The following is an 18117-nucleotide window of genomic DNA, read 5'->3' on the forward strand; positions in this document are numbered from 1 at the left end:
CACTATAGTTTTGTAATAGATAATCTGCATCTCTCCGTATCCGCGGGAATTTTGCCGGACCGCGGTCCGTTTAAGCGGTGACCGGAGCAGACCACATCCCGAGACGAGGTTCACATGGAACTGGGGCTGACCACCTTCGCCGAGCTGTACCCCACCGGCGATCGGCCCGCACCGACCGCCGCCGAGCGGCTGCGCCAGGTCGTCGACGAGGCCGTCGCCACCGAGGCGGCGGGCCTGGACGTCTACGGCGTCGGCGAGCACCACCGCAAGGACTTCGCGGCGTCCTCGCCCGCCGTCGTCCTGGCGGCCGCGGCGGCGCGGACCGAGCGCATCCAGCTGACCAGCGCGGTCACCGTCCTCAGCTCCGACGACCCGGTCCGGGTGTATCAGGACTTCGCGACATTGGACGGGCTGTCGAACGGCCGGGCCGAGCTGATGGCCGGGCGCGGCTCGTTCACCGAGTCGTTCCCGCTGTTCGGCTACGACCTCGCCGACTACGACGACCTGTTCGAGGAGAAGCTGGCGCTGCTACTGCGGCTGCGCGAGGAAGAGCCGGTGACGTGGTCGGGCCGGTTCCGCGCGCCGCTGCGGGACGCGACCGTCTACCCGCGCACCGACGACCGGCCGCTGCCGGTCTGGATCGCGGTCGGCGGTAGTCCGGAGTCGGTGATCCGCGCCGGCCTGCTCGGCCTGCCGCTGGCGATCGCGATCATCGGCGGTCAGCCGGCCAGGTTCACACCGCTGGTCGAGCTGTATCACCGCGCGCTCGCCGAGGGTGGCCACGAGAAGCAGCCGGTGGCGGTGCACGCGCACGGCTATGTGGCCGATACCGACGAGCAGGCGGTGGCCGATTTCTACGCGCCGTACGCGCTGGCCATGTCCACAATCGGTCGCGAACGAGGCTGGGGCCCGATGACCCGCGAGCAGTTCGACGCCTTACGTTCGCAGAGCGGTTCACTGTTCGTCGGCACGCCGGACTACGTGGCGGGCAAGATCGCCGAGGTCCGCGACACCCTCGGCCTCGACCGGTTCATGCTGCACACCAGCGTCGGCACGCTCCCGCCGGAGCAGGTCCTGCACAGCATCGACCTGCTCGGCACGAAGGTCGCCCCGCAGGTGCGCTGACCTCCCCGAGCATCTACTCGAGCGCCGCGTCCAGCTCGCCCCGGCGGGCGGCGCGGCGTTCGCGACGACGGCGCAGGTAGCGGCGGATGCGGCTGGCACAGGCGTAGACCACCCACAATCCGATCGCCAGCGAGACGGCAGCGATCACCGCGGCCAGCACGGGGAAGAACACCGCGAGGGTGATGACGCCGCCGACGCCCAGATCCTCGGCGGTACTCACCGCGATATTGGTGACCGGTTCCGGCGAGGTGTTGATCGCCATCCGGGTACCGGCTTTGACGATGTGGCTGGCCAGGGCCGTCGTGCCGCCGACCGCCGCGGCGAACAGCGTGGGCAGCGAGTCGTCCTGCCCGGCGATCAAGGCCGCCACCACCGCCCCGGACGCGGGCCGCACGACGGTGTGCACGGCGTCCCAGAACGAATCCAGATACGGGATCTTGTCGGCCACGGCCTCGATCACGAAGAGGATGGCGGCGGCGACGAGCACATCGGTGCGTTCGAGTCCGGGCGGCACGTCCTCGGCCCAGCCGATCCGCCCGAAGAACCCGAGCAGGAACACCACCGCGTACGCGTTGATCCCGCTGGCCCAGCCCGCGGTGAAAATCAGAGGTAGCACCGACACCTGCTCAGCGTAGGCCCGTCCACCGACTCCGCGCGGCCGCCGAGCGGGGCTGCCACAGCGCTCCGAAATCTAGCATCGCTAGACACGCTAGCGCTCGAATGCTACCGTTGCTCCAGATTCTATCGACGCTAGATTTCACGAAGAGGGAGCCCGCCATGCTCGTTGTCACCGGCCAGATCATCGCCACCGTCGCCGTCCTCGCCAATGCCGTCGTCTACGGCACCGATGTCTGCGGTGCCGTGATCATGCGGTCCGTCTACCGCAAGCTCGATGACGCGACCGTGACCGTGAGCGCGGGGTGGGGCCACTACTACGGCGACAAGCGCATGCCGATCGCGGGGGTGGGCGGGGTGGTCACCGCGGTACTCACGCTGGTGATCGCGCTGTCGGCCGGCCAGCTCGGCGCCGCTGTCGCGGCCGGGATCTCGGTGGCCGCGCTGCTGACCTGGCTCGCCTTCTATGTCCGCGTCGCCAAGCCGATCAATTCCCAGCAGACCGCCGCCGCGCTCAGCGGCGTCATTCCGGCCGATGCCCGTGCGCTGCAGGACAAGTGGGACAGCATCCTGAAATACCGGGTCACCTTGCAGTTCATCGCCATCGCCGGCCTGTGCGCCGCGCTGATCCTGTTCTGACCGCACCGACATCGCAGACACCGAGGAGTACCGAGATGACCTTCACCATCAATGAACAGCAGTTCCTCGCCGAGGCGGGAATCGGCAGGCTGGCCACGGTGTCGCCCGACGGCGTCGTCCAGAACAACCCCACCAACTATCGGGTGAACGCTGACGGCACCATCGACATCGGCGGCATGCGGATGCGAGCCAGCCGCAAGTACCGCAATGTCGAAGCGGGCAGCCGGGTCTCGTTCGTCGTCGACCAACAGGTCTCGGCCGAGCCCTACGTGATCCGCGGCATCGAGGTGCGCGGCAAGGCGGTGGCACTCGAGGACGAGGAGCCACCGTTCCCGCACCAGGAACGCGTGGTCCTCCGAATCCACCCCGACCGGGTCATCTCCTGGGGCATCGACGGTGGATCCTTCGACTTCACCAGCCGCCGCCCGGAATAGCCTGGCTCCTCCGCGCCGCCTCGCCGAGACCGGGGCGGCGCGGTTAGCGTGGTGGGATGGCCAGTGCAGCATCCACCCACCGTCGCGAGCAGCTCCGCGACTTCCTGCGGTCGCGGCGGGAACGGGTCGGGCCGACGGACGTCGGACTACCGGCGGCGGGTCGGCGCCGCACCCCGGGATTGCGGCGCGAAGAGGTCGCGATGCTGGCCGGGGTGGGGGTGTCTTGGTACACGTGGCTCGAGCAAGGGCGCGACATCACGGTCTCGGGGGAAGTCCTCGATGCGGTGGCGGGCGTGCTCCGGTTGAGTGTGCCGGAGCGGGCGCATCTGTACCTGCTCGCCGGGCTCAACCCTCCGCCCCCGAGCGCCACGCCGGGGACCGAGGTGACGGTCGAGATCCGGCAGCTGATCGACGGCTGGGAACGTGGGCCCGCCGTGGTGCGGGACCGGTACTGGAACATCCTGGCGTTCAATGCCCTCGCCGGGCGGGTATTCGGCTGCGACGACGGCGAACCGCACAACTGCCTGATCACCTTCTTCACCAGCCGGCGGTATCGCGGACTGCCCGAGCTGTGGGACGCCGCGGCGCCGGGGGTCGTCGCGGCCTATCGCGCCGACGCCGCCCTCGCCCCACACGATGACGAATTCCACCGGGTGGCACGCGAACTCGCCGCCGCCGAGCCCGACTTCGCGCGACTGTGGGAACGGCACGAGGTCGGCGTGCCCGCCCAAGCCGTCAATGCCCTGCACCATCCCGAAGTCGGCGAGTTGTTCTTCGACGCGACCACGCTGACCGTCGCCGACCACCCGAATTGGTCTGTCGTGCTCTACAACCCGAAGCCGGGCACCGACACCGACGAACGGCTCGCCCGCCTGCCGCGTCTGCGCCTGACCGAATCCGCCTGACCCACGACGCCCTTCCCGCCGGCACGCTCGCGGCGGAACCCGTGGCACCACGGAACGCCGTCCGGCATCGCGCAGTCGGCGGGTGGCCGAACCGACAGCGAGCACGCCGTAGCCACACACGATCCGTGCCGCCGGGGGCGCCGAGCCTGGTGGTTGCACACCCCGGATAACTGCGCACTGTCTGCGCGGCGCGTCGACGGCCACGCTGAATCCATGACGCACAACAGTTCTCGATTCGACGGCAAGACGGCGCTGATCACCGGCGGCACCAGTGGCATGGGTCTGGCGACCGCGCGCCGGCTGCTCGCCGAAGGGGCCGAGGTCGTGGTGACCGGGCGCGACAAGGGCAGGCTGGACGCGGCGGTGGCCGAGCTCGGGGCGCGGGCACACGGCATCGCGGGCGATGTCACCGATCTCGACGACCTGGACACTCTGGTGGCCGCCCTCGCCGCTCGCTACGGCCGCCTCGACGTGGTCTTCGCCAATGCGGGCATCGGCTCGTTCCAGCCGATCGACCAGGTCACCGGCGCGTTGTTCGACGAGGTGATCGCCGCCAACGTCAAGGCCGCGTTCTTCACCCTCCAGAAGACGTCGCCGCTGCTGTCCGAGCACGCCGCGATCGTCATCAACGCCTCCTTCGGCCTGCACCGCGGCGTCCCCGGCGCCGCGCTGTACTCGGCGAGCAAGGCCGCTGTCCACAACCTGACCCGCACGCTCGCCGCCGAATGGGCGCCGCGTCGGATCCGCGTGAACTCGGTCAGCCCCGGCTATATCGACACCCCGGCCTTGCGCGCCGAACTCTCCGACGCCGCCCAGGCAGGTGTCGCGGGCCTGTCCCCCGCCGGTCGAGTGGGCACCGCCGATGATGTCGCCGCCGCCGTCGCCTTCCTGGCTTCCGCCGACGCCGCCTACGTCAACGGCCACGACCTGCGCGTCGACGGCGGCCTCACCGCCGTCGACGCCGCCGCCCTCCTGTGAACGACACCTGGTCGGACGCCGGCGCGAGGCCACCGTCTCCCGCGGAGGTCCCCCGGGTCGGTTCCCGGTGGCGGTGACGGCTGGCGCCCGCCTCGTACCGGAACGGATCAGCGCAGCGCGGCCCGTCCCCGCACCCGACCGAGGACGACCAGGACCACCAATGTCACGACGACGAGGACCGTGGTCCCGGCCGCGGCGTCGAACACTTCGCCGCGGTCGGTCTGGGCGAAGATGCTGACGGGCAACGTCTTCCAGGTGGCCGGGTAGACCATGATCGTCGCGCCCAGCTCACCCATGGACAGCGCGACGGCCAGACCGGCCGCCGCCCCGAGGGCGGGCAGCAGCAACGGCAGGGTGATCTGGCACAGCACACGTACCGGCCCGGCGCCGAGGGATTCGGCGGCCTGCCGGTACGCCGGGTCGAGCCGGTCCAGCGCGGCGGACACCGCGCTGAACGCGTACGCCAGCACCAGCACCGCGTGCGCCACGATCACGATCCACTTGGTGCCGCCGAGCAGCAGCGGGCGCTCGTTGAACGCGATGAGCACACCGAGGCCGACCGCGACCGAGGGCACCGCGACCGGCAGGTGGAACACCGCGTCGGTCACCCGGCGCAGCCAGGCCGGCGCTTCCCGCGAGGCGAGCGCGGCCCAGGTGCCGAGGACCAGCGAGATCGCCCCGGCCAGCAGGGCGGTCTGCAGGCTCACCGACAGACTGGCGGCCTGCTCGCCGGTGAGCGCGTTGCCGATCGTGGTGAAGCCGAGGTCCGAGGGCAGCGGGCCGGTCCAGCTACCGGCCAAGGCGGCGGCGACCACCGTGGCGATCGGGGCGACGAACACCACCGCGACCACCAGCCCGAACACGCCGAGCACCAGGGCCTTTCCCCGAGGAGTCCACACGAGCACGATCAATCCCCCTTCGGGCGAGCGGTGAACCGGGCGAAGACGAGCCGGTAGGTCAGGTACAGGGAGAGCGAGAGCAGCACCTGTACCGAGGCCAGCACCGCGGCGCCGGGCAGATCGAAGGTGACGATGCCGCGGGTGTAGATCAGCGCGGGCAGCGTGATCACCCCCTTCGCCCCGGTGAACAGCACGATGCCGAACTCGTTGAGCGTCAGCAACAGGACCAGGCTGCCGCCCGCCGCGAGCGCGGGCCACGCCTCGGGCAGCACCACCTGCCGCAGCACCCGCCACGGCGAGGCGCCCAGACTGGCGGCCACGTCGAGCTGTTCGCGCGGCAGCTGCGCGAACGCGGCCAGCACCGGCCGCACCACGAACGGCGTGAAATAGGTGATCTCGGCCAGGATCACCCCGAGCGGGGTGGTGAGGAAATCGACGACCGGCTGGGTCGCGCCGGTCAGCTCGGCCAGCAGGGCGTTCACCGCGCCCGCCGTGCCGTAGAGGAAGGTGAACGCGAGGGTGATCAGGAACGAGGGCAGCGTCAGAATGGTGTCGATGAGCCTGCCGACCAGGCCCGCACCGGGAAACGGGACGAACGCGAGCACGATCGCCAGGAACGTCCCGAGCACCAGGCAGCCCGCGGTCGCGCAGACGGCGATGGACACGGTGCGCCACAACGCGTCCCGGAACGACTCCGAGCCAAGCACCGAGGTCCACACCTCGGTGCCACGCCCGGCCGGGGTCCGCGTCGACTCGGTGAGCACCCGCAGAATCGGGTAGCCGGCGACGCCGAGCACGACCAGCACCGGGGGCAGGGTCCACAGGATCGGCAGCCAGGAGCGCGGCGAGCCGGATGCTGTCGGTGCCGCGGCGGGGACGGGCGGATCGAGGACGGGAGTGCTCACCGCGCCGCCTCCATCGCACCGCGCCGCGTCGCCACGCGCCGCTCCCCGGGGTCGACCGTCGTCGCGCTCATGACGCGTCCGCCGGACCGGCGGCGACGGAACCGGGTGTCCCCCGGACACTCTCGCCGACGCTGTTCGGGATCAGGACCCCCGCCGGGTCGGGCAGGCGCACGCCGACCGCCGCGCCGACCTCGGTGGTGAAGTGCCCCGGGACATCGACGGCCAGCTCCCCCGGCAGCCCGTCGACCGCCAGCTCGACCCGGGTCGACGCACCGCGCCACACCGAGGTCAGCACGGTGGCCCGCAGGGCGTCCCGGTCGCCGGTCGCGCCGAGGGTGATGGTGTGCGGCCGAAGACACAGCAGCGCCTCGTCGTTCGGCGCCCAGTCGGCTCGGCCGACACCGGGCTGCGGGGCCTGCGCGCGCAGTGTGGCGGTGCCCGCGGTGACCAGCGCCGCCGTGCCGGTGACGTGGTTGACGGTGCACGGCACCAGATTCGCGCCACCCAGGAAGGCGGCGGTGAAATCGGTGGGCGGTCGCTGCCACAGGTTCTCGGCGGTATCGACGTCGACCAGCCGGGCATCGCGCATCACCGCGATCCGGTCGGCCAGCGCCAGCGCCTCGGCCTGATCGTGGGTGACGTAGAGCATCGCGGTGTCGGGCAGGGCCCTGCGCAGTCGCTGCAGTTCACCGAGCATCGAGTGGCGTAGCTGCGCGTCGAGCGCGGCCAATGGCTCGTCCAGCAACAGCACCGCGGGCCGGATGGCCAGCGCACGGGCGATCGCCACCCGCTGCTGCTGCCCACCGGACAGTTCCCGCGGCAGCCGCCGGGCGTAGCCGGCCATCCCGACCATCTCGAGCGCCTCGGTGACCCGCGCGCCGATCTCGGCTCGCGGCACCCGCTGCGACTTCAGCCCGAAGGCGACATTGCCGTGCACGCTCAGGTGCGGGAACAGCGCGTAGGACTGGACGACGACCCCGATCCCGCGCTTGGCGGGCGACAGATCGGTGACCTCGCGCCCGGCCAGCCGGACCGCGCCCGAGGTGGGCCGGACGAAACCGGCCAGCGCCTTGAGCGCGGTCGACTTGCCCGACCCGCTCGGGCCAAGCAGCGCGACGGTCTCGCCGACGGCGACGCGCAGGGTGAAATCGGTCAGCGCGACCGCGGCCTTGCGGCCCCGGCCGTAGCTGACCCCGACCCGGTCGAACACGATCGCCGGTTCGTTCGTGGCCGACCCGGTGCGGGCGGCGGTAGCGGACTTCGTGCGGAGGTCACCGTCGGACATCGTCTACTCCCTTACAGCACAGCCGGATTCAGCTGCCGGTTGCCTTCTGGTACGCCGCGACATCGGCGTCCAGCTCGGTGAGGACCTTGTTCCAGTCGACCGCGACCACCTCGACGCCGGTCAGCGTGGCGGCCGGACCGCCCTCGGCGGGGGCCTTCACGTCGGTGCGCGAGGACACCGCGAAGGCCTCCGGGCCGAGCTTGCTCTGCGCGTCGGTGGCGAGCAGGAAGCTCATCAGTTTCGTGGCGTCGTCCTTGTGCGGCGCGCCCTTGGCCAGGCCCATCACGTACGGCACCGACACGGTGGAGCGCTTGCCAGCGGTCGCCGGGAAGAAGACGTTGAACTTGGAGCCCTTCTCCTGCACCGTGGTCAGGTTCATCTGCACGTCACCGTTGGCGATCAGCAGCTCACCCTTGTCGACCTTGGCCTGCAGCTTGCCGGTCGAGGAGGACGGGCCGACGTTGTTGGCCTGCAACGCGGCCAGGTAGTCCAGTGCGGCCTGCTTGCCGCGCAGCTGCTGCAGCAGCACCAGCACGGCGGTACCGTCGCCGGCCTGGCCGGGGGTGGAGTACTGCAGCTTGCCCTTGAACTCCGGCTTCAGCAGGTCCTCCCAGGTCAGCGCGGAGGCGTCGACCGAGGGGTTGGCGATGAAGCACAGGTAGTTGTTGGCCAGGGTCACGTAGGTGCCCTCGGCGTCCTTGTCGGTGGCCGGGATCGCGGCGGTGTCGATGCCGCTGGGCTGCAGCAGTCCGGACTGCTTGGCCTTCTGGATGAACGGCGGCAGGGTGACGACCACGTCGGCCTGCGGGTTGGACTGCTCCTTGTCGACGCGGTTCACGACCTCGCCGGAACCCGCCTCGACGAGGTTGACCGCGATGCCGGTCTGCGCGGTGAACTCGGCGAACCGGTTCTTGTACCAGCCACCGACACCGTCGGCGGAGTAGACGGTGACGGTCTTGCCGTCCGCGGATTCGGTGCCGGTGCCGCCGCAGGCCGCGGTGAACGCGACGGCGGTGACGCCGGCCAGCAGCAGCGCGACCTTGGACAGGCGGCGCGCGGTGAGGGAAGTACGCACGATTACAGCAACTTTCGTCTCGTTGTCGAGGGGGAATCGCAGGGACGGTGGATCTTCGAGACACCGCGACGGGTTGCCGCGGCGCAGTCAGGGCGCCAGTACCAGCGCGGGGAAGTCGGCGACCGAGGCGACGACATGGGTCGCGCCGGCGGCGCGCAACTGGTCGGCGGTGTGCGCGCCGGTGAGGGTGCCCGCGACGATGCCCGCGCCCGCCGCGAGGCCGGTCGCGATGTCGCTGGTGGTGTCACCGAGCACGGCGATCCGGTCGACCGCGTCGACGCCGAGGCGCAGGGCCGCGGTGAGGACCATGTCGGGGTACGGGCGGCCACGCCCGGCGTCCGAGGGGGCCAGCGTGAGGTCGGCCAGGTCGGCCCACCCGAGAACGGCCAGCAGCTTGTCCTGGGTGCCGCGGCTGAAGCCGGTGGTCAGCGCCACCCGCACACCCGCCGCGCGCACCGCGGTGATCGCCTCGACCGCACCGGGAATCGGCGCGATGTCGGCCTCGTCGATCAGCGCGTCGTAGGCGGACTCGAACGCGAGGTTGGCGGCCTGGGCGGCGTCCTCGTCACCGAGCAGGGCGCGGAAGACCTCGATCTTGGACTGCCCCATGGTGTCGAGGACATAGCGGCGAGCCTGCTCACGACGCGGGCCGTCGGGCTCGATCCCGGCGGCGGTGGCGGCGGCCTCGAAGGCGCGCAGGACCAGGCCGCCATCGGCGACGGTGGTGCCCGCCATGTCGAGTACGGCGAGCTGAATCATGGTGTCCGGCATTGCTTCCTCACAGTCCGATCCGGTCGGCGGTCTGCTCGCCGATGGCGGGGCCCAGGGTCATGCCGCGGCCACCGGGGCCGGTGACGACCCACACGTTGGTGTCGGCCCGCACCCGGGTGACGATGGCGTCGGGATCGACGCTCTGGCTGTAGACACCCGCCCAGCGGCGCACGACGCGCGGCAGCCTGCGGCCGAGCAGTTCCTCGGTCACCGCGGTGAGGTGGTCGTAGGGCGCCTCGTCGACGTCGAAGGCGAACGGCTCGGTGTACTCGTGGGTGTCGCCGATGGTCAGGCCGCCGTGCAGCCGCTGCACACACAGCAGCTGCATCTTGTGCTCGGCGGCCGTGGCGGTCTGCGACTGTTCCAGTGCCAGCGAATCCACTTGCGCACCGGCGAATCCCGGGTAGTAGCGGAAGCTGTCGCCGTCGGCGATCGCGGTGGTGAGCGGTTCGTCCAGCGGCGCGGTCTGCATCATCTGCAACCGCACCCGGCGCACCGGCAGCTCGCCGGCCAGTTCGCGGGTGAGCCCGGAGTGGGCGGCGCCGGGACAGTGCACCACCAGGTCGGCCTGGTGGCGGCGGCCGTGATCGTCGACGACGACGGCGCCGGATCCGGTGTCGAGGACCGAGCGGGCCTCGGTGCCCTCGTGGAAGGCGTAGCGGCCGCTGCCCGCCATATGGGCGCGCAACGCGGGCAGCGCCTGGCGTGATTCCACCGCGGCGTCGGTCGAGCAGTGCAGTCCGGCGAGGTATTTGCCGCGCAGCGCCGGATTGAGCACACGCACCTGGTCGGGGTCGAGCAGGGTGAAGCCGCGCGCCGGTGCGGTGGCGCCCGCGGCGGCCGCCTCGGCGACGGCCAGCTCGGCGGGCGTGCGCACCAGCGTGATCGAGCCGGCGGGACGGAAGCCGACGCCGGCCACCCGGCCACCGATCTCCTCCCACAGCTCCCGCGAGCGCAGGGTCAGCTCCAGCTCCCCCGCCGCCCGGCCGGACACCCAGACCAGGCCGAAGTTGCGCACGGTCGCGCCGCGCGCCTCGCGTTCGCGTTCGAGCTGGACGACCTCGTGGCCACGGGCGATCGCCGCCCAGGCGTGTGCGGTGCCGAGTATCCCTCCACCGATGATGACCAATCGCATGTCAGCGATGATGGCAAATGGTCTAGACCGATAGGTGTTGGCTGCGAGAACGGCAGGTTAAGTTTTGGTATAGACCAATCGAGTAGGCTGGCGGGCATGGAGACACCGCACACGACGCGCGTTCCGAAGGTGTTCCTGGTTCGCACCGAAATCGACGCCATCCTGGCCGATCTCGACGAAGGCGACCCGGTGCCGTCCGAACGCGACCTCGCCACCCGGTTCGGCGTCGCCCGCGAGACGGTGCGCCAAGCCCTGCGAGAGCTGCTGGTGGAGGGCAGGATTCGGCGGCGCGGGCGTGGCACGGTGGTCTCCCGCCCCAAGCTGACCCAGCCGCTGTCGCTGCGCTCCTACACCGAGGGCGCGATCAGTCTCGGCCGCACCCCGGGCCGCATCCTGGTCACCTGGGAGGACGTCGCCGCCGACGCGGAGACCGCCGCCGACCTGGAACTGGAGCCGGGCACGCACGTGATGCACCTGGAACGCGTGCTGCTCGCCGACGGTGAACGCATCGGGCTGGAGAGCACGTACCTGCCACTGCACCGCTTCGGCGGCCTGCGTGGCAGCTACGACCCGACGACGTCGCTGTACGCCGCGATCCGCGCCACCGGCGTGGAACTCGCCGGTGCGCGGGAACGCATCGAAACCGTACTGGCAGCGCCCAGAGAAGCGGGCCTGCTCGAATGCACAACGGCGTTGCCGATGTTGCTGTTGCATCGACGCAGCGTCGATGCCGACGGCGCACCCATCGAACGGGTGCGCTCGCTGTACCGGGGTGACCGCGTCGCCTTCGAGGCGAGGCTGTCACCCGAGCACGAGTAGCCCGTTACTGCTCGGGCAGCCGTCGCCGTCCGCCCGCCACATCGGTGACCAGGTCGGTATAGCCGTCGACGAGTTCGGCGAGGTGGTACCAGTGCTTGTGCGTGCTGTCGCTGCGCGCGCCGTCGAGATCGATGGCCTGGTTCGCGTCGACCCAGCTGCGCGCCATCCGGTCGACCACCGCACCGAGGCTCTCGGTGTGCAGTGACGCGCCGTTGCGGTGCAACGGGATCTCCTGGACGATCCAGTCGTTGATGTCGTCGACGAGTTCGCTGCGACGGCAATCGATTTCGGCGATCAGCGCGGCGTCGCGCACCTGTGCTCGCCGTTCGTGCAGTTCAGCCAGTGCGTGCGCCGACCGCAACAATTCTCGATCTTGAAAACGCCTGCCCTGGAATGCGCACAACAATTGCGGCGCAGTCGGCAGTACCCCCATCACCGGCGCGCTCATCGCAACGCCCCGAATTCACCCGACACCCAAGATTTGTGTACCAACATGATTGGCTCTCGATTCGGTTATCCCGGTCTTCTGTTCGGATTGCTCGCAACCAGGCTAACTGGATCATGCTCGCTCACACTGCGAAACGCAAGATTGCGTTGTCAGCCTTGCGGTAAAGCCGCCCTGACAGAACCGATGGTCACATCCGCACGGCGGCACCGGTTTACGGCGTGTCCGCACGCACGCCGACCTTCGGCTATGCGTCGGAGGCATCGTTCTCGGCCGATCGCGTGACATCGGCGCCGCACAGCGCAATAATGCGATTCACGAAGCGCGCCACAGGCGAAGGGGAACCATGGCAGGCAAGCGCACGACACTGACCGTCCGACTACGCCGGCTCGCCGCGATGTTGCGCGAGTTGCGCGAAACGGCGGGTCTGAGCAAGGAAGATGTCAGCGCTCGCACCGGCATCAACGTGACCACGCTCTATCGCATCGAAATGGCGCAGGCCCGCCCGCAACGCCGCACTCTCGGCGCGATGCTCGACCTGTACCAGGTCACCGAGAAAACGCGAGAAGAAGCGCTCAGCCTGCTCAGCGACGCGCTGAAACCCGGTATGTCGCACGCCTACGAGGGCGCGGTATCCGACGTCTACGCCACCTACATCAACTTCGAGGCGGAAGCCCTGTCGGCCCGCCAGTACCAGACCTCGACGGTGCCCGGCCTGCTGCAGACCTACGAGTACGCGGCCGCCGTCATCGATACCTCCATGCCCCGCCTCGACGCCGCGACCATGGAGAGCCGCGCCAAGGCCAGGATGGACCGCGCGGTCAACCTGTCCAAGGAGGATCCGCTCGAACTGTGGGTCGTGATGGACGAGGCGGCCATCCGCAGGGTCGTCGGCGGGCCCGCCGTGATGGCCGGGCAGCTCGACCGGCTGATCACCGAGACCAAGCGCAAGAACGTGATCCTGCAGATCCTGCCGTTCGACGCGGGCGCCCACCCCGGCATGGCCGGCTCGTTCACCCTGCTCGACTTCCGCAACCCGGTCGACCCCGAACTGGTGTACGTGGAGAGCCTGGCGATCGACACCCTCGTCGAGGGCCATTCCGAGATCCGCCGGTTCGGCGTGATCTTCGACCAGCTGCGCGCGATGGCGCTGAGCCCGCGCGATTCGGCCCTGCTGCTCGCCGACGCGCGCGCCGCGATCGCTCAGTAGCGACTGGCGCGCCGGAACCCGACCGCGGCCGGTAACGCGAACACCGCGATCGCGCCCAGCGACCAGGCCAGCGTCGCCAGCAGCGGGCCCCGCACCGGTCCGCCCAGCGCGAGTCCGCGCATGGTGTCGATCGCGTGGGTGAGCGGATTGTGCTCGACCAGCGGACGCGCCCAGCCGGGATAGGCCCGCAGCGGGACGAACCCGGTGCTGAAGAACATCAGCAGCGACGAGCCCAGCGAGATGACCTCGACCAGCGCGGTTTTCGACGTATGCACCGCCAGCGCGGTGACCATGGTGGCGAAACCGAGACCGTAGAGCAGCGGGATCGCGAACAGGGCGAGGGCGGCGAGCGGCCCCTGGGTGAAGCGGAAACCGAGCACGGTTCCGACAGCGAAGATGGCCAGCGTGCTCAGCGCGATGCGCGCGCACTCGGCCACCACCCGCGACAGCAGGCCCGAGGCGCGGTGCACCGGCAGCACCCAGAACCGCGCCAGTAGACCCTCGTCACGCTCCCGGCCCAGGGTCACCGCACCGGCGAGCGACCCCGACATCACCCCGACCAGCGCGAGCATCGGCACCGAGCCGTAGAGCGCGTCGGCGTCGGCGAAGGCCGAGACCTGGGTGCCCAGCACCGAGTTCAGCATCACCAGCAGCAGCGACGGGAACACCAGCGCCTGCATGACGGTCAGCGGGTCCCGATACCACCGCAACAGCAGGCGCTTGGTCTGGATCGAGGTCTGCGGCAGCAGCATCCGCAGCGATTCGGTGCGCCGGGTGACCATCGGCACGGCGGCGATGCCGGTCATCCGCGCCGCCGGACCGCGCGCAGCCAGGCCAGGGCACCGCACCCGAGCAGCATCCCCAACGCCCAGGCCAGGCCGGGGCCGAGCGTGGCGAGGTCGACCGTGCCCGCGTCGCCGGTGGAATCGCCCGCCAGCGCCCGCAATCCGGTGACGAACTGCGAGACCGGCTGATTGCGGGCGTAACCCTGGATCCAGCCGGGGAACTGGCTCGCCGGGGCGAAGCCGGTGGAGACCATGCCCAGGATCAGCTGGGGCAGCACCAGGATCTGAGTGGTGGCTTCCGGACTCGTCGTCACGCTGCCGAGCAGATCGGCGCCGCAGCACAGCGCGAGCGCGATCAGCAGCGACAAACCGACGAAACCGACGGTATGCCACCAGGCTCCGTGGAAACGGAAACCGACCAGCGTGCCACTGACCAGGGCGGCGGTCACCGCGACCACCGACCGCTGGGTCGCGGCGGTCATCCTGGCCGCGAACGGCACCCACCGCGGCATCGGCAGCGTGGCCAACCGCAGGTCGAGACCGTCGCGGGCATCGGTGGCCGAGCGGAAGGCGGCGGCGATGGCACAAAACGACACCGCCTGCAGGACGATCATCGGCATCAGGAACTGCGCGTAGCTGCTCAGCCCGTGCCCGTACTCGCTCATGACCAGGTTCAGCGGCACGTAGAAGCCGAGGGTGAAGACCACCGGCGCGAGAATCGCGGTGAGGATCTCCCCGGTCCGCCAGGACGGCCGGATCAGGCGCAGCGACAGCACCCACCATTGAGTGAACGCCGAGCTCGGTGGCCGGTCCCGGCGCATGATCACCGGGTCGGCCGATATCCGCACCGTCCCATCATGAGTGATCCCGTCGGCGGGCGCCGGGGATCCGGGCGCGGTCAGCATGCCGTGCGCCCAGCCGCGGCGGCCGTCGCGAGGACGCGGGCGAGATCGGGCAGCAGGTCGGGGGCGGTCAGCTCGTCCGGAGTGGCGTCGAGCACGAAGCCGGTCACCGCGCCCTCGACATAGCGGTGCCAGTTCCGTACCACGGCTTCGGGATTCGGCCGTGCGGTACCGTCGGGCTCGCGACCCGCCACACCGACGATGAGGTCACCGGTCAGCACCGAAGGGTGGTGGCCGGCCACCATCCGGGCCGCCGCGTCGGCCGCCTCGGTCAGGCGATCCAGATCGGCGCCGGTCAGTTCTACGGTGCCCGCCAGCGCCCGGACGAGGACCGCGGCGGTCTCCTCGGGCGACAGGCCTGCGGTGTCGGCCTCGACAGCGAGCAGCGGGCCGAAGCGGTACACGAACTCCCCGGCCGTCGCCCGCGGTGGCGGGACGGCCTCGCACGCGGCGGGGTCGGCGTGGAGCACGACGACGTCGACGTGTTCCCCGGCCGCGCGCAGCAGCACCGCGATCTCGTGGGCGACGAAACCGCCTGCCGACCAGCCGAGCAGCTGATACGGGCCGTGCGGGGCGATCCCCCGGATCTCGGCGACGGCGCGGGTGGCGGATTCGCGGACGGTGCGCGGCGCCGCGGTCGTGACCGGCGCCTGGATCCCGTAGACGGGGACGCGCGGATCCAGGTGGTCGAGCAGGCCGGCGTAGCTCCAGGCCAAGCCCGCCTCGCCGGCCAGACAGAACAGTGGGGCGCCGTCGACGTGCGGGCCGAGTGGCCGGATCGGCACCATCGACGCAAGGGCCGACGCCCCGGCACGCCGGTCGTCGAAGGTGGGCACCGCCGGACACGATTCGGGTTCGTCCGGCGCCCAGACGCAGCCCGGCCGGGTGCCGGAGGGATCGGCGGGAGAGCTCACAACAAAGGATACGTCGTACGAAACCGTCTCCGGCCCACCAGTTTCGGGGGCATCCACCGACCGCTGCCGACCGTACTCAGTGGCACCACGAGCCACGAACGGAACCGATCGCCTACCGGACGCTCGCGGTGTCCGGTAGGCGATCAGGCAAAAGATCTACTGCACGCGCAGGCTGCCGAACAGGCCGTCCTTCTCGTCCTCGGGGCCCGCGGTGAAGTACAGCGCGTTGGCGTCGCCGAGGCTCTCGCCGTTGCCGAACATCAGCGCCCACAGCCCGGCGATCTCGACCGGCTCGGCGTCGCCGTCGCGCAGATAGTCGACGAAGGTGCCGGTGGTGTCGTCGTAGGCCAGCACGCGCCCGAGGCCACCGAAGTTGCCGATCAGCAGCTTGCCCGAGAGCGCGCCGAAGTTCGACGGCGCGATCGCCACGCCCCAGGGCGCGTTGAGCCTGCCGCCGTCGTCGACGATCCGCACGAGCTTGCCCGCGGCGTCGAACTCGGCGACCTTGCCCTTGTCCGGCTTGCCGTTGGCGGCCCTGTCGGCCTCGGCGTCGAGAGATTCCTCCTCGGCCTTGTCGAAGGCCTTGGGGTCCTTCTCGTCCGGCTGGGTGATGGCATAGGACACGAACACCCGGCTGCCCAGGGTGGTGATGTTGAACGGGGCCGGGTCGCCCGGCTTGGCCTTCTTGCCCTTCTCGGGGGTGGCCGGGTCGATCAGGTCACCGGTGGCGAAGGGGTTGGCGAAGCCGGTGGTCGCCACCGGCTGCCAGAACTTGTCGAAGGTGCGGACCTGCGGGTCGGCGCCGAAGTCGGCGGCGAGCAGCTTGTCACCGGACGGCGAGAGCGCGATCCCGAAGAACGCCATGCCCTGCGCCGAACCGTCGAACACCTGGTTCGCGCCGCCGTCGCGGCGCACGATCGCGCCGTCGGGCGCCTGTTCGGTCCAGGCCGAGATCTTGCCGGAGTCGGTGGCGAAGATGAACCGCGACGAACCGCCGAGCGGGACCGGCGTGCCGTCGACATCCACCCACTGGTCGCGCACCGCGAACAGGTCGGAGGTGATCGGGGCCGGGTTGAACGCCACGCCGGTGACCTTGCCGACGCTCTTGTCCGAGGTGTCGGCGTCGGCGCCGGGTACCCCGACGAGCTTGAGCTGATCCTGGAACAGCTTCTGCAGTTTCGGATCCGAGGAGGCGTGCACGTCACCGACGAACTGGTAGGACTTGCCGCCCGCGCCGACCCAGAAGTGCCCGCCCGCGCCCTTGGGGCGATCGGCCAGGCCCCAGGCGTTGACCAGGTCGGGGAAGGTGAACTGGGCGTGGTAGGAATCCTTGTTGGCGGCCAGGTTCGTCTGGCTGTACCGGTTCCCGTCCAGCGCGGCCACATCGTCGCCGGCCTGCTCGGAGCTCGAGCACGCGGCCGCCAGTAGCAGGGCCGCACCGAGAACCACACCTCGCACCAGCCCGGACCGTACCCCGCGGGTACCCCTCACATGTCCGTTCACGTTCTTTCCTTTCGACCTCCGCCGGACGGCGTTCAGGCGAGGCTGACCTTAGCCTGACCCGAGCCCCGGCGTGCCGTGACCGTCTCCTCCAGGGCAGGTCTAGGCTGTCGCCCGTGGTCGAACCCTCCGCCCCCGTCGCCCCTCATCCCGACATCGCCGCCCTGGCCCCGCTGCTCGGCAGCTGGCGCGGACGCGGCCACGGCGAGTACCCGACCATCGAATCCTTCGACTACGTCGAGGAGATCACCTTCGGACATCTCGGCAGGCCGTTCCTCACCTACCGGCAGCGCACGAAGGCCGCCTCCGACGGCAGGCCGCTGCACGCCGAGACCGGCTATCTGCGTTGCCCCGCGCCCGGCCGGGTCGAGCTCGTGCTCGCCCACCCCACCGGCATCACCGAGATCTGCGAGGGCACGATCACCGAAACCGTCGACGGAATCCGCCTCGAATTGAACTCGACGAATATCGGGCTGAGCGGTTCGGCGAAACCGGTTACCGCCCTCGGCCGCTCTTTCCACGTGACCGGAGACACGATCGACTACACGTTGCGAATGGCCGCCGTCGGCGAATCCCTGCAGCACCATCTGGCTGCGACTCTGCAACGCACGTAACATCCTTCGAATTCGGTAATTTACCTCACCAGGGGCGCTGAACTGCGGATTTCGCCTATCGATACCGCGCATTCACCTTTTCATCACGGTCGCGTACCGGTTGTGTTCGAACACGCCCGCACATAACGCAACAATTGTGTGTCGCTTGCCTAGGTCTGTTGT

General features: G+C 70.2%; 20 protein-coding genes. 8 read left to right on the plus strand and 12 right to left on the minus strand.

What is annotated here, in order from left to right:
- Positions 1-114: 114 nt before the first annotated feature.
- A complete protein-coding gene (locus Q7X29_RS25155; RefSeq protein WP_316575550.1) occupies positions 115-1125 on the plus strand; it encodes an LLM class flavin-dependent oxidoreductase in 1011 nt (336 codons plus the stop codon).
- 13 nt (positions 1126-1138) lie between these two features.
- On the opposite strand, the gene Q7X29_RS25160 is transcribed toward Q7X29_RS25155, so the two are convergent.
- The gene (locus tag Q7X29_RS25160) at positions 1139-1747 is read right to left on the minus strand and encodes a DUF4126 domain-containing protein (protein WP_218718467.1); all 609 of its coding nucleotides are present in this window, start codon (positions 1745-1747) and stop codon (positions 1139-1141) included.
- A 155-nt stretch (positions 1748-1902) separates the two neighbouring features.
- Here Q7X29_RS25160 and Q7X29_RS25165 point away from each other — a divergent pair, with 155 nt between their 5' ends.
- From Q7X29_RS25165 to Q7X29_RS25180, 4 genes are all read left to right on the plus strand, one after another.
- Complete coding sequence (locus Q7X29_RS25165) at positions 1903-2379, plus strand: DUF1772 domain-containing protein (protein WP_218718468.1); 477 nt, start codon at positions 1903-1905, stop codon at positions 2377-2379.
- Between the two features lie 35 nt (positions 2380-2414).
- Entirely contained in the window at positions 2415-2813 is a 399-nt protein-coding gene (locus tag Q7X29_RS25170; protein WP_316575551.1) for a PPOX class F420-dependent oxidoreductase, read from the plus strand.
- A 56-nt stretch (positions 2814-2869) separates the two neighbouring features.
- Positions 2870-3718 carry a helix-turn-helix transcriptional regulator gene (locus tag Q7X29_RS25175; RefSeq protein ID WP_218718470.1) on the plus strand — a complete coding sequence of 283 codons (849 nt, stop codon included), beginning with the start codon at positions 2870-2872 and terminating at the stop codon, positions 3716-3718.
- Positions 3719-3931: 213 nt separating this feature from the next.
- Positions 3932-4696, plus strand: coding sequence for a glucose 1-dehydrogenase (locus tag Q7X29_RS25180; protein ID WP_316575552.1), 765 nt, complete (start codon positions 3932-3934; stop codon positions 4694-4696).
- Between the two features lie 107 nt (positions 4697-4803).
- On the opposite strand, the gene Q7X29_RS25185 is transcribed toward Q7X29_RS25180, so the two are convergent.
- From Q7X29_RS25185 to Q7X29_RS25210, 6 genes are all read right to left on the minus strand, one after another.
- On the minus strand, positions 4804-5601 hold the full coding sequence (locus Q7X29_RS25185; protein WP_218718472.1) for an ABC transporter permease: 798 nt from the start codon (positions 5599-5601) through the stop codon (positions 4804-4806).
- A gap of 2 nt (positions 5602-5603) precedes the next feature.
- Entirely contained in the window at positions 5604-6500 is an 897-nt protein-coding gene (locus Q7X29_RS25190; RefSeq protein WP_218718473.1) for a 2-aminoethylphosphonate ABC transporter permease subunit, read from the minus strand.
- A 67-nt stretch (positions 6501-6567) separates the two neighbouring features.
- Complete coding sequence (locus tag Q7X29_RS25195) at positions 6568-7785, minus strand: ABC transporter ATP-binding protein (protein ID WP_316575553.1); 1218 nt, start codon at positions 7783-7785, stop codon at positions 6568-6570.
- Between the two features lie 28 nt (positions 7786-7813).
- Entirely contained in the window at positions 7814-8860 is a 1047-nt protein-coding gene (locus Q7X29_RS25200; protein WP_394358730.1) for a 2-aminoethylphosphonate ABC transporter substrate-binding protein, read from the minus strand.
- An 87-nt stretch (positions 8861-8947) separates the two neighbouring features.
- On the minus strand, positions 8948-9631 hold the full coding sequence (locus Q7X29_RS25205; protein ID WP_316575554.1) for a phosphonatase-like hydrolase: 684 nt from the start codon (positions 9629-9631) through the stop codon (positions 8948-8950).
- Between the two features lie 7 nt (positions 9632-9638).
- Positions 9639-10766, minus strand: a complete 1128-nt coding sequence (locus tag Q7X29_RS25210; RefSeq protein WP_316575555.1) for a TIGR03364 family FAD-dependent oxidoreductase — start codon at positions 10764-10766, stop codon at positions 9639-9641.
- 96 nt (positions 10767-10862) lie between these two features.
- Between Q7X29_RS25210 and Q7X29_RS25215 the strand changes: the two genes are divergently transcribed.
- A complete protein-coding gene (locus Q7X29_RS25215; RefSeq protein WP_316575556.1) occupies positions 10863-11585 on the plus strand; it encodes a GntR family transcriptional regulator in 723 nt (240 codons plus the stop codon).
- A 4-nt stretch (positions 11586-11589) separates the two neighbouring features.
- Here the strand turns inward: Q7X29_RS25215 and Q7X29_RS25220 are convergent, their stop codons facing one another.
- Entirely contained in the window at positions 11590-11949 is a 360-nt protein-coding gene (locus Q7X29_RS25220; RefSeq protein WP_019048160.1) for a DUF4254 domain-containing protein, read from the minus strand.
- Positions 11950-12376: 427 nt separating this feature from the next.
- Here Q7X29_RS25220 and Q7X29_RS25225 point away from each other — a divergent pair, with 427 nt between their 5' ends.
- Positions 12377-13240, plus strand: coding sequence for a helix-turn-helix domain-containing protein (locus Q7X29_RS25225; protein WP_218718479.1), 864 nt, complete (start codon positions 12377-12379; stop codon positions 13238-13240).
- On the opposite strand, the gene Q7X29_RS25230 is transcribed toward Q7X29_RS25225, so the two are convergent.
- The 4 genes from Q7X29_RS25230 to Q7X29_RS25245 form a co-directional block, all read right to left on the minus strand.
- Positions 13234-14046 (minus strand): ABC transporter permease, encoded by an 813-nt coding sequence (locus tag Q7X29_RS25230; protein ID WP_316575557.1) that lies wholly within the window; start codon positions 14044-14046, stop codon positions 13234-13236. The genes Q7X29_RS25225 and Q7X29_RS25230 overlap by 7 nt on opposite strands.
- Positions 14043-14873, minus strand: a complete 831-nt coding sequence (locus Q7X29_RS25235) for an ABC transporter permease (RefSeq protein WP_374104858.1) — start codon at positions 14871-14873, stop codon at positions 14043-14045. The genes Q7X29_RS25230 and Q7X29_RS25235 overlap by 4 nt, the downstream gene beginning before the upstream one ends.
- 50 nt (positions 14874-14923) lie before the next feature.
- Complete coding sequence (locus Q7X29_RS25240; protein WP_218718481.1) at positions 14924-15841, minus strand: thioesterase domain-containing protein; 918 nt, start codon at positions 15839-15841, stop codon at positions 14924-14926.
- Positions 15842-15997: 156 nt separating this feature from the next.
- The gene (locus tag Q7X29_RS25245) at positions 15998-17302 is read right to left on the minus strand and encodes a TIGR03118 family protein (protein WP_316576336.1); all 1305 of its coding nucleotides are present in this window, start codon (positions 17300-17302) and stop codon (positions 15998-16000) included.
- A 155-nt stretch (positions 17303-17457) separates the two neighbouring features.
- On the opposite strand from Q7X29_RS25245, the gene Q7X29_RS25250 reads away from it, so the two are divergent.
- Complete coding sequence (locus Q7X29_RS25250; RefSeq protein WP_218718482.1) at positions 17458-17955, plus strand: peroxynitrite isomerase; 498 nt, start codon at positions 17458-17460, stop codon at positions 17953-17955.
- Positions 17956-18117 lie beyond the last annotated feature (162 nt).

It is taken from the genome of Nocardia canadensis (assembly GCF_032656385.1).
GTDB classification, from domain to species: Bacteria; Actinomycetota; Actinomycetes; order Mycobacteriales; family Mycobacteriaceae; genus Nocardia; species Nocardia canadensis.